Source organism: Nitriliruptor sp. (assembly GCF_040882075.1).
Lineage (GTDB): Bacteria > Actinomycetota > Nitriliruptoria > Nitriliruptorales > Nitriliruptoraceae > Nitriliruptor.
In genome coordinates this window covers 1-11603 of the sequence record NZ_JBBEBZ010000203.1, presented here as the reverse complement: position 1 = coordinate 11603, position 11603 = coordinate 1, and the positions used below count along the sequence as shown (strand labels likewise).

Sequence of the window (11603 nt, the reverse complement as noted above, 5' to 3'; positions counted from 1 at the left end):
CCTCGGAGGACGCGATGACCGCGGACTGGACCCGGGTGCCGAACGACGTGCTGGCGCGGATCTCGACCCGGATCACCAACGAGGTCCGGGAGGTCAACCGCGTGGTCGTCGACATCACCTCCAAGCCACCTGGCACCATCGAGTGGGAGTGAACGTCCCGTCGCCACCGACCGTTCGTGCCGCCCTCGAGGTCGTGTTCACGGCGGGTCTGAAGCTCCTGTCGCGGCTGCTCGGTCCGCGTGTCCGGCGCCGCGGGGGTCGCGGGGGTCGCGGGGGTCGCGGGGGTCGCGGGGGTCGCGGGGATCGCGGTGGCCCAACACCGATCACCTTCGTGATCTGGAACCTCTACGTCACGGGGGGCACGGTCCGGACCGTGATCCGGCAGGCTGACGCGCTCGTCGCACGCGGCCGCGACGTCACGATCGTCTCGGTCATCTGCCACAGCCACCGGACCGAGCCCTTCTTCGCGATCGACCCGCGTGTCCACGTCGAGCTGCTGATCGACCGACACACGCTCGGGCTCGGCCGCTCACCTCGTACTCGGTTGCTGCGAGCTCTCGACGGCCGGCCGACCCTCAGCACCCAGTTCCGGGACGGGCGGGTCGACCAGGCGAGCTGGCTGACCGACGTGCTGCTCTGCGGTCGGATCGCGCGGACACCCGGGGTGGTGATCGGGACCCGCATGGGCATCAACCTCGCGGTCGCCCGCTTCGCACCGCGAGCGACGGTGACGATCGCTCAGGAACACCTCCAGCTGAAGCGCTACGAGCGCGCGATCAGGAAGGCGGTCCGGCGGCACTTCCCCCGTCTGGATCTCGTCGCCTCCCTCACGCGCAGCGACGCGGCGGACTACGCCCGAGCCCTCCCCGGGGACCGGCCGGCCATCGTCGTGGTCCCGAACGCCATCCCCGATCAGCCCCCCGAACCGGCCGATCCGAGGGCACAGCGGGTCGTCACCGTCGGTCGCCTCGCACCGGGCAAGGCCTTCCACCTGCTCATCGATGCGTTCGCGCTGATCGCCGACGACCACCCCGGCTGGACCGTGCGGATCATCGGTGAAGGGCCGCGCCACGAAGCGCTCGCCGAGCGCGCCGCTGCGGCGGAACTCGAGGACCGGATCGTGCTCGTCGGCGCCATCCCGGACGTCGACGCTGAGCTCGCTGCTGCGTCGATCTTCACGCTCACCTCCCGGTTCGAGTCCTTCGGCCTGGTGCTGCTCGAGGCGATGGCGGCCGGGGTGGCGATCGTCAGCTTCCCGACGCCCACCGGACCGCGCGAGCTCCTCGAACACGAGCGCAACGCGTTGGTCGCCACGCCGCTCGGTGATGTCCGTGCCCTCGCCGATCAGCTCGCGCGCGCGATGGACGACGTCGGGCTCCGTCGTCGTCTGGCCACTCGGGCGCGCGAGGAGGTCGCCGCGTTCACCGTGTCAGCGGTCACCGACCGGTGGGTCGCGATCCTCGACGAGCTGCAGCGTGACGGGCGGCTGCGGGACCCCCGCCCGCTGGGGCCGATGACCACGACCTGAGGTCCTGCCGTGCGGGGTGGCAGCGCGGTGACCGTGTCCCAGCGATCTGCGGGCGGCGTGTCTCAGCGGGCGTAGGCCCGGTGCAGGATCGTGGCGGTCTGGCCGCGGGAGACCGGGTCGTTCGGACGGAACCTGCCGTCCGCGTCACCGACCACCAACCCTCGCGCCGACAGCGCCCCGATGGCCCCCGCGTGCGTCGAACCGGCGGGCACGTCCGTGAAGGGCGCGGGCGCGTCCGGCAACCGCAGCGCCTCCTGGAGGAAGGTGGCGAGCTGCCCCCGCGAGACGTCCGCGACGGGGCAGTAGCGCGTCTGCGAGCACCCCCGGGTGATGCCGGCGGACGTCACCGCCTCGATGCCGGGTCGGTGCGTGCCGTCGACGTCACGGAAGCGGGTCGGCTCACCGGCCGGCAAGCCTGCGACACGCGTGAGCAGGGTCGCGAACTGGCCCCGGGTCACCGACCGGTCGGGGCAGAACGCCGTCGTGGCGCAGCCGCGGACGTCCCCACGGGCGAGCAACGCGGCGATCGCCGGCGCGTGGGTGTGCGACAGCGGGACGTCGCGGAACGGGATGACGTGCGCCTCGAGCACCGAAACCTGTCCACCGCCGCCGCCGTCGCGGGGCGCGCGGACCGCTCGGGGCGGCGCCTGTACGGTCGGTGCCATCAGAACGTCGGGATCCCGATCCGCGATCCTCGCGACGGGGAGCTGTTCGGGACCTTGTGCGGGATCGACCCGGAGATCCACGGCGAGGAACTCGAGCGGCAGCGTCCGCTGCTCGATGTGCTCGCCGGGCTCTTGGCGATGGTGCTCGACGCCGACGTGGAACGCACCACGATGGCCCGCGAGCTCGACCGGGCCGAGCTGCTCGCGTCGACCGATGCCCTGACGGGCCTCCACGACCGGCGGGGATGGGACCGCTTCCTCGAGCTCGAGGAGCCCGCTACCGACGCTTCGGGGACGCCGGGGCGGTGCTCGTGTTCGACCTCGACGATCTCAAGCGCGTCAACGACCTCGAGGGACACGCGGCCGGCGACGAGCTGCTGCGCGCCGCCGCGTGGACCCTGCAGGACCACGCTCGCGACAGCGACTTCCTCGCCCGGCTCGGAGGCGACGAGTTCGGGCTGCTGGCCGTCCGGACCACGTCGGACCGCACCGACGCGCTCGTCGAGCGGTTCCGCAGCGCGCTCGACGATGCCGGGGTGGCGTGCTCGATCGGCGTCGCGATCTACGAGCTCGACGGTGGGCTCGCCGGCGCCTGGGAGCGGGCGGACCGGGCGATGTCCGACGACAAGGCGGCGCGGGTTCGCCCCGCGCGCGGAGGGACCCGCGGTAGGGTCCGTGGTGGCCGGAACCGGCCCGTCGCCCGCCGAGGAGACACCCGTGGTTACCACCCTGATTGTCCTGGGCATCATCCTGCTGCTGGTCGTGTTCGTGGTCGCGATCTACAACCGGCTCGTGCGGGCTCGCGTGCGCGTCGACGAGGCCTGGGCGCAGATCGACACCCAGCTCCAGCGCCGGCACGACCTCATCCCGAACCTGGTCGAGACCGTCAAGGGCTACGCCAGCCACGAACGCGAGACCTTCGAGCAGGTCACCGCCGCCCGCGCCCGCGCGATCTCGACCACCGGCCCCGCCGATCTGGCCGAGGCCGAGAACGGGCTGACCCAGGCCCTCGGGCGCCTGATGGCGATCAGCGAGAACTACCCCGACCTGAAGGCCGACGCGAACTTCCGCCAGCTCCAGGAGGAGCTCGCCCACACCGAGAACATGGTCGCCGGGTCGCGCGGGCACTACAACGCCTCGGTGCGTGCCTACGACGAACAGCGCCAGGTGTTCCCCTCGTCGGTGATCGCCGGGATGCTCAACTTCGAGGGTCGTGAGTACTTCGAGGTCGAGACCCTCGAGGTCCGTGCCGCCCCTGAGGTCTCGTTCGAGTGACCCGGGAGGTCACGTGAGCGCCGCCGGCGGCCTCTACGACCAGCTCCAGCGCGAGAACCGCCGTTCCACGCGGGTGCTGCTCGGGCTCGGCGCGCTGCTCGTCGCGCTCCTGGTGTGGGTCCTGGTCGGTTACCTCGCCACGCCGATCGCCGTCGACCCGGTCACCGGACCCCTGGTGGTCCTGGCGGGTACCGGCTTCGGGCTCGGAGCGAGCTACCTGTCGATGCGGGCCGGACCGGCCATCGCGCTGCGCGCGTCGAAGGCCCGCCCCGCGGACCGTGAGCGCTACCGCGAGCTGCACAACGTGTTCGACGAGGTGTGCGTGTCGGCCGGGATCCTCGGGACCAAGCCGAAGCTGTACGTCGTCGACGATCCGGCCCCGAACGCCTTCGCGACCGGGCTGTCGCTCGAGGACTCCCACATCGCGGTCACGACCGGGCTGCTCGAACGTCTGCCCCGCTACGAGCTGCGTGCCGTCCTCGCCCACGAGATCGGTCACGTCCTCAACGACGACATCAAGGCCGTCACCGTCGCGGTGGCCACCGCCGGCGTCGTGGCGCTGCTGGCCGACGTGCTGGTCCGCGCGCTGTGGGTCGGCGGGCGCAGCGGCGGCCGGCGCGGGGGCAACAACAGCAACGCCGGGGCCGCGCAGCTGATCTTCCTCGTCGTCGGCCTCCTGGCGGTGGTGCTGGCGCCGATCGCCGCCCAGCTCATCCGCTTCGCGGTGTCCCGCCAGCGCGAGTACCTCGCCGACGCCACGGCTGCCGACCTGCTGCGTGACCCCCAGTCGATGGTCAACGCGCTCCGGCGGCTCGACCAGGACCCGACCTCGCTGAAGCGGTTCGAGGCGGCCACCGCCCACCTGTGGTTCGAGGAACCGAACGACACCCGGGGTCGCGGGCAGGAGGCCAAGTTCGCGCGACGGTTCGCCACGCACCCGACGATGGCGCAGCGCATCGAACGGCTCGCGTCGCTGAACGCCGGGACGGTGCGGACCGACGCCCCCCTGCCTCCCCGTCCGGACGCGCGGATGGACCGCCCCGACGCGCCGCCACCCGGTACGCCACCCGTCGACCTGCCGCCCCCCGGTGGTGGGTGGCCGCCGCCCGGTGGCGCGTGGCCGCCCCCCGGTGGCCGGTAGCGTCCGCCTCACCACACCGCCGGAGCCGTCCACGCGTGCCCACCTCGCCGTTGCACCTGCTCGACCCCGTCGTGCGGGACTACGCCTGGGGCTCGCGGACGTTCCTGGCCGAGCTCCGGGGCCGTCCGACGCCGTCACCCGGCCCCGAGGCTGAGCTCTGGTTCGGGGCCCACCCATCGGCCCCCGCCACGGTGCTGCCAGCGGGGACCTCGCTGCTCGACCTGATCGAGCGCGACCCGATCGGCACGCTCGGCGACGCGGTGGCGGACCGGTTCGGGGGTCGACTGCCGTTCCTGGTCAAGCTGCTCGCCGCCGACCAGCCGCTGTCGTTGCAGGCCCACCCGTCGCAGGAGCAGGCCGAGGAGGGGTTCGCGCGTGAGGAGACTGCGGGGATCGACCGCGCGGCACCGACCCGCCTGTACCGCGATGCGTGGTCGAAGCCCGAGCTGTTGCACGCCCTGACCCCCGTCAGCGCCCTCTGCGGCTTCCGGGAACCCGGTGCGACCATCGCGCTGCTCGACGAGCTCGACGTCTCGGCGCTCGCCGGGACCCGCGCGCTGCTCGCCGACGGCGGCGAGGACGCGTTCCCCGACCTGCTCGAGCTCGCGCTCCACGACCACGGGTGGGCCGAGGACGACGATGCGGCCCTGGCCGCAGCGGCCGATCGCGTCGCCGGCGGCGGTGGCGACTTCGCCGCCGAGGCGCGCTGGCTGACGCGGCTGCTCGACCGCTACCCGGGCGACGGCGGGGTCCGCGTCGCCCTGCTGCTCCGGCTCGTCGATCTCGCCCCCGGCGAAGCGCTCCACCTGCCCGGCGGCAACCTGCACGCCTACCTCGAGGGTGCGGGTGTCGAGGTGATGGCCAGCTCGGACAACGTGATCCGGGGTGGGTTGACGGTCAAGCACGTCGACGTCGACGAGCTGTTGCGGACCGTCGACGCGCGCGTCCTGCCGCCCCCGGTCGTCGCCCCCGAGCGGGTCGGGCCGATCACCGTGCTGCCGGCACCGACGGCGTTCTTCCGGTTCGAACGCGTCGATCTCGACGGCGCCGGCGAGGTGGCTCTCGACCGCGCCCGCGGCGGCCCCGAGGTCCTGGTCGCCGTCGGCAGCGAGGTGGCGGTCCGCGCCGGCGACCGGGCTGAGGTCACCGTCCCACCGGGCGGTGCGGCGTTCGTGGCTGCCGCAGCCGGTGCGGACCTGCGCATCGCCGGCGGCGGTCAGGTCTTCCGCACCACCGTCGGCTGAGTCAGAGCGAGCGGATCGCTGCCAGCGAGCGGACCAGACCGGGGAAGGTCCGTGGGTCCCAGCCGGTCAGCTCGGCCCACCGGTCGAGCCGGTAGCCGACGGTGTTGGCGTGCAGCGACAGCCGCCGGCCGGCTTCGGACACCGAGAACCCGTGCTCACCGAAGGCGCGGACCGCTTCGGCCAGGTGCGGGTGGGTGCGGGCGACCTCGACCCCGTCGGCCAACAGCGCGCCGAGCCGTTCCCGCGAGCCGCTGAGCGTCGCCCACAGCCACTCCTCGTCGAACGTGGCGTCCACGCCGTCGACGGTCACCTCGAGGGTGAGGTCGGCGTCGACGAGGCTGGCGCGCGCGCCGCGGAGCCCGGACCGTCCCAGGCCCGTGGCCGACGTCGCGCCCGGGACCACCTCGCGGGCGGTGGCCAGCACCCGCGAGGTGTCGCCGCTCTGGGACACCACGACCACCAGCGGGCCACGAGCCACGGCGGCGTGCTGCCCGTCGAGGTCCTCGAGCCGTCGCTGCACCTCGATCGCGTCGTGGTCGTCGGCCGCCCCGCGCAGCACCGTGACCTGGAACGGTCCGAGGGGGTCGAAGCCGAGCGTGTCGCTGAGGTGTCCGGCCTCCGGACCGTCCAGCTCCCCGCTCGCCAGCAGCTCGACGAAGCGTTGCCTGGCCCCGACGACCCGAGCCTCGAGCCGGCGGGTGGTCTGCGCGTGGGCCGTCGTGAGCGCCTCGGAGACGTCGTGGATCCACGCCCACACCGTCGTCGCAGCCTCGAGCAGCTGCGCCTTCGCCCGCTCGTCGCCGTCGGGGAGCGCGCGCACGAGCGCGAGCCACAGCTCGCGGTACACGATCTGGGCGGCCGCGGCCAACGCGTCGACGGGTAGACCCTGCAGGGCGCGTCGGACCCCGAGCTCGCGCCGGATCGCCAGTTCGGTACCGGTGGGTCCCCGGTGCTCGGCGACACCGACGAGGATCATCTCGATGCTGCGGACCACCGAACCGTGCACGTCCTCCTGCGGGATGGTGCCCGGCGCGTAGGCGGGGATCTCGTCGTCGATGCAGCGGACGATGTGTTCCGCGAGCTGGTCGGTGTCCCGCGCCACCCGCCGGGCGAGTCGCGCGATCTCACGCCACCCGCGTGGGACGGTGACCGCACCCCAGGGGTCCACCGGCGGCTGCTCGAGGTCGACGGGCACGCCGGCGTCGGACGCCGCGTGCGCCCCCACCTCGGTTCGGTTCACGGCCGTCCTCCCGAACGTCGGCGGCGACGCGATCCCGAACACCGCCCGAGCCGGCTGTCCCTGTGGTTCACACGAGGGTCACCGGCCATCGGGCGGGATGCTACGAGGTCGGTCGTCGTCGCGCCACACCCCTCTGAAGGCCCGTCGTTGACATCGGCGTCACCGGCGGGTACCCATCCGCACTCGGGAGTGAGATTCGTGGGAACCACGAAGGGAGCGCGCGCCCCGCACCGACCCCTGGTGCGGAGCCCGCGCTCGCGCGTGGTCCGGGAACGTGGGAGACGGCGTGCTCGCCATCCAGAACCTCGAGGTCGTGTACGAGGACGTGATCCTCGTGCTCAAGGGCATCAGCATCCAGGTGCCCGACGGGGCCATCGTGGCGCTGCTCGGCGCCAACGGCGCCGGCAAGACCACGGTGCTGCGGGCCATCACCGGCCTGCTCGACATCCACCGCGGCGAGATCACCAAGGGGACCATCACCCTCGACGGCGTACCCATCCACGGGCTCGACGCGCCGGGGACGGTCGCCACCGGCATCTCGCAGGTGATGGAGGGGCGGCGGGTCTTCAAGGAGTTCTCCGTCGACGAGAACCTCCGCATCGGAGGTCACGCCGGCGACCGCAGCCGCGTCAACGACAACCTCGACCGCATCTACGGGCTGTTCCCGCGCCTCGCCGAGCGTCGCAAGCAGGTCGCCGGCTACCTGTCCGGCGGTGAACAGCAGATGCTGGCCTTCGGGCGCGCCCTCATGGCCGAACCGCGCTACCTGCTCCTCGACGAGCCCTCGCTCGGGCTCGCGCCGCTGATCGTCCAGCAGATCCGCGACCTGATCGTCCAGATCAACGAGCAGGGCACCTCCATCCTGCTCGTCGAGCAGAACGCCAACATGGCGCTGTCGATCGCCTCCCACGGGTACGTGATGGAGACCGGCAAGATCGTCATGGACGAAGCGGCGGCCACCCTCCGCGAGGACGACGACGTCAAGGAGTTCTACCTGGGCCTCCGCGAGGAGGGCTCAGCCAGCTTCCGCGACGTCAAGCACTACAAGCGCCGCAAGCGCTGGCTGTCCTGAACCTGCCGCTGGCGGTGCTGAACCCGCCGAGAGGATCCGCATCGTGACCATCCGCACGCTCTCGGACGCACTCACGTCGACCGCGGTCGACGTGCCCGCCGGGCAGACCCTGCTCGCCATCGACGACCTCAAGCTGGCCTTCGGCGGGACCAAGGCGGTCGACGGGGTCAGCTTCGACGTCCGCGCTGGTGAACTGTTCGCCATCATCGGTCCGAACGGCGCCGGCAAGACCTCGATCTTCAACTGCATCTCGAGCGTCTACCGGCCCCAGGAGGGCCGCATCGACTTCCTCGGCGAGTCGCTGCTCGGTCGCAAGCCCGACGACGTCGCCAGGGCCGGCGTCGCGCGCATGTTCCAGAACATCGAGCTGTTCGACAACCTCACGGTGCTCGACAACCTGATGCTCGGCCGCCACCTGCACCTCGAGTACGGCGCGTTCTCCGGGTTCTTCTACGTCGGCAAGGCCAAGCGGATCGAGCTCGAGAACCGGCGCATCGTCGAGGACGTCATCGATTTCCTCGAGATCGAGGCGTTCCGCAAGTTCCCGGTCGGGATGCTGCCCTACGGCATCAAGAAGCGGGTCGAGCTCGGCCGGGCCCTGTGCATGGAACCCAAGCTGCTCCTCCTCGACGAGCCGGTCGCCGGCATGAACGTCGAGGAGACCGAGGACATGGCCCGGTTCATCCTCGACATCCGCGCCGAGCTCGGGCTGTCGATGATCATGGTCGAGCACGACATGGGCCTGGTCATGGACCTCGCCGACCGCATCCTCGTCGTCGACTTCGGCAAGCCGATCGCGCTCGGCACCCCGGCCGAGGTCCAGCGCCACCCGGACGTCATCCGCGCCTACCTCGGTGAGGACCACGAGGTCGTCGGCGCCGCCGACCAGGACCAGGAGGTGCCCTCGTGAGCGCCACCCTCGAACACGCCGACGCGCCCGCCTCGTCGCGGGCGATCTCGACCGTGCCGCAGCGCATCAAACGTCGGGCCGAGACGATGCCGGACGGCGTCGCCCTCCGCGAGAAGCGGCTCGGCATCTGGCAGGACATCACCTGGGCCGAGTACTGGGACCAGACGGCGCTGACGGCGCACGCGCTCGCCTCGCTCGGTATCGAGGCCGGCGACCGCGTCGCCGTCCACGCCGAGAACCGCCCGGAGTGGCTGTACGCCGACGTCGGCACGGTCGCGATCCGCGCCATCACGATGGGCCTGTACCCGACCAACCCCGCCACCGAGGTGCGCTACCTGCTGCAGGACTCCGGATCGAAGGTGCTCATCGCCGAGGATCAGGAACAGGTCGACAAGGCCCTCGAGGTCGAAGCCGACTGCCCCGACCTCGAGTGGATCGTCTACCTCGAACCCCGCGGTGTGCGCGACTACGACCACCCGAAGCTGATGAGCTGGGAGACCTTCCTCGACCGCGGTCGCGCGCACCAGGACACCGACCCGTCGCTGCTCGACCGGTCCGCGCAGGCCGCGACCGAGGACGACATCGTCACCCTGATCTACACCTCGGGGACCACCGGCCCGCCGAAGGGCGCGATGCTGACGGTGCGCAACATCGAGTTCGCGATCTCGACGCTGGTGACCGACGGCGGGTTCTACAACCCGCCGGCCTCCGAGGACGACGTCGCCCTGTCGTACCTGCCGCTGTGCCACGTCGCCGAGCGTGCCGCCACCGAGTGGGTCAACGCCGAAGCCGGCGTGCTGACCCACTTCGCGGAGTCGATCGAGGTCGTGCAGGCCAACCTCAAGGAGGTCCAGCCGACCCTGTTCTTCGCCGTCCCGCGCATCTGGGAGAAGCTGTACGCGGGCGTGATGATCAAGATGGCGTCGGCGTCGCGGCTCAAGCGGCTGATCTTCGGGCTCGTGATGAAGATGGCCACCACCATCGGTGACGACCTGGTCGCCAACGACGGCAACCACACCGTGCGCAGCCGCGTGCTGTACGCCCTCGGCTACCCCCTGGTCTTCCGGGCCCTCCGCGACCGCATCGGTCTGCGCAAGGTCCGGGCCGCCGGATCCGGCGCGGCACCGATCGCCCCCGAGGTCCTGAAGTTCTTCTTCGGGATCGGCGTGATCATCAACGAGGTCTACGGGATGACCGAGAACTGCGCGGTCGCCACCGTGAACCGACCGGGCCGGGTCAAGCTCGGCACCGTCGGTGAACCGCAGCCGGGCATCGACTTCAGGATCGACGAGGAGACCGGCGAGATCCTGACCCGCCACGACGGCACCTTCGTCGGCTACTGGAACAAGCCGGTCAAGACCGCCGAGACCATCGACGCCGACGGGTGGTTGCACACCGGCGACGTGGGGGAGTGGATCGACGGCACGCACGTCAAGATCGTCGATCGCATCAAGGACATCATCATCACGGCGGGCGGCAAGAACATCTCCCCGTCCGAGATCGAGAACTCGCTCAAGGCGTCGCCGTACATCAAGGAAGCGGTCGTCATCGGCGACCAGCGGCCGTACCTGACCGCCCTCATCGGTATCGAGCTCGACACCGTCGGCGACTGGGCGCAGCGCAAGCGCATCGCCTACACCACCTACCGCGACCTCTCCGAACGCGAGGAGGTGCTGAAGCTGGTGCAGCAGGCGATCGGCGAGACCAACGACAAGTTCGCCCGGGTCGAGAACGTCCGCAAGTTCCGGATGATCCCCAAGGAGCTCGACCACGAGGACGGTGAGCTGACCGCCACGCAGAAGGTCAAGCGCTCGTCGCTCGTCGATGCCTTCGCGCCGCTGGTCGACGATATGTACGGCAACCGCACCGACCACGCGGGCGGCGACCAGACCGCCGTGCACACCCCCCCTCACGCCGACGATGACGCCCCTGCCGGTGGCGACCAGGAGGTCTCCGCCTGATGGAGGAGCTCATCTTCCCGATCTTCCGCGGGCTCGGACAGGGCAGCGTCTACGCCCTGTTGGCCGTGGGGTTCGTGGTCATCTACCGGGCCACCGACGTCGTCAATTTCGCCCAACCGACGTTGATGGTGCTCGGCGCGTACTTCACCTCGCTGTTCGTGCGCGGCTACGGGATGCCGTTCTGGGTGGGCGTCGTCGCCGCGATGATCGCGATGGCCGTCATCTCGGCGCTCGTCGAACGCGTCGCCCTCCGCCCGATGGTCGGCCAACCGGTGTTCTCGGCGGCGATGGTCACCGTCGGGTTGTTCTTCGCCCTGTTGGTGCTCGCTGGCCGCCTCATCCGCCAGCCCATCTTCATGGGTGACCCGTGGGGCCGCGACGCGTTCTCGTTGTTCGGGACCAACGTCTTCGTGGCCGACGCCTGGAAGATCGTCATCACCATCGTCGCCTTCGTCGCGGTCGGGCTGTTCCTCGACCGTTCGCGGGTGGGCCTCGCGATGCGCGCGACCTCGCTCGACCAGGAGGTCGCGCTCGCCCAGGGCGTCAACGTCGGCCGGATGTTCGGGC

10 protein-coding genes and 2 pseudogenes are annotated in these 11603 nt (G+C 71.3%); 10 read left to right on the top strand and 2 right to left on the bottom strand.

The features are described from left to right. Positions 1–152, top strand: a pseudogene (locus WEB03_RS14535) (GMP synthase); the annotation flags it as partial. 179 nt (positions 153–331) lie between these two features. Further along, complete coding sequence (locus WEB03_RS14530) at positions 332–1528, top strand: glycosyltransferase (RefSeq protein WP_368071637.1); 1197 nt, start codon at positions 332–334, stop codon at positions 1526–1528. Positions 1529–1590: 62 nt separating this feature from the next. Here WEB03_RS14530 and WEB03_RS14525 read toward each other — a convergent pair whose 3' ends face one another. Beyond that, a complete protein-coding gene (locus tag WEB03_RS14525) occupies positions 1591–2427 on the bottom strand; it encodes an S-layer homology domain-containing protein (protein WP_368071636.1) in 837 nt (278 codons plus the stop codon). A gap of 11 nt (positions 2428–2438) precedes the next feature. Here WEB03_RS14525 and WEB03_RS14520 point away from each other — a divergent pair. The 4 genes and pseudogenes from WEB03_RS14520 to manA all read left to right on the top strand — a co-directional run. After that, positions 2439–2816 (top strand): annotated as a pseudogene (locus WEB03_RS14520) (GGDEF domain-containing protein); the annotation flags it as partial. Between the two features lie 94 nt (positions 2817–2910). Next, positions 2911–3468 carry a LemA family protein gene (locus tag WEB03_RS14515; RefSeq protein WP_368071635.1) on the top strand — a complete coding sequence of 186 codons (558 nt, stop codon included), beginning with the start codon at positions 2911–2913 and terminating at the stop codon, positions 3466–3468. A gap of 13 nt (positions 3469–3481) precedes the next feature. After that, the gene (locus WEB03_RS14510) at positions 3482–4609 is read left to right on the top strand and encodes a M48 family metalloprotease (RefSeq protein WP_368071634.1); all 1128 of its coding nucleotides are present in this window, start codon (positions 3482–3484) and stop codon (positions 4607–4609) included. A 35-nt stretch (positions 4610–4644) separates the two neighbouring features. Next, positions 4645–5853: a mannose-6-phosphate isomerase, class I gene (gene manA / locus WEB03_RS14505; RefSeq protein WP_368071633.1), complete on the top strand. Its 1209-nt coding sequence runs from the start codon at positions 4645–4647 to the stop codon at positions 5851–5853. Between the two features lies 1 nt (position 5854). Here manA and WEB03_RS14500 read toward each other — a convergent pair whose 3' ends face one another. Continuing rightward, a complete protein-coding gene (locus tag WEB03_RS14500) occupies positions 5855–7093 on the bottom strand; it encodes a PucR family transcriptional regulator (RefSeq protein WP_368071632.1) in 1239 nt (412 codons plus the stop codon). A gap of 286 nt (positions 7094–7379) precedes the next feature. Here WEB03_RS14500 and WEB03_RS14495 point away from each other — a divergent pair, with 286 nt between their 5' ends. From WEB03_RS14495 to WEB03_RS14480, 4 genes are all read left to right on the top strand, one after another. Continuing rightward, positions 7380–8165 (top strand): ABC transporter ATP-binding protein, encoded by a 786-nt coding sequence (locus WEB03_RS14495; protein ID WP_368071631.1) that lies wholly within the window; start codon positions 7380–7382, stop codon positions 8163–8165. Positions 8166–8214: 49 nt separating this feature from the next. Continuing rightward, positions 8215–9075, top strand: a complete 861-nt coding sequence (locus WEB03_RS14490; RefSeq protein WP_368071638.1) for an ABC transporter ATP-binding protein — start codon at positions 8215–8217, stop codon at positions 9073–9075. Beyond that, on the top strand, positions 9072–11036 hold the full coding sequence (locus WEB03_RS14485) for a long-chain fatty acid--CoA ligase (RefSeq protein ID WP_368071630.1): 1965 nt from the start codon (positions 9072–9074) through the stop codon (positions 11034–11036). The genes WEB03_RS14490 and WEB03_RS14485 overlap by 4 nt, the downstream gene beginning before the upstream one ends. Further along, positions 11036–11603, top strand: a 568-nt coding sequence (locus WEB03_RS14480) for a branched-chain amino acid ABC transporter permease (protein ID WP_368071629.1), incomplete at its 3' end; no start/stop codon positions are given. The genes WEB03_RS14485 and WEB03_RS14480, both read left to right, overlap by 1 nt.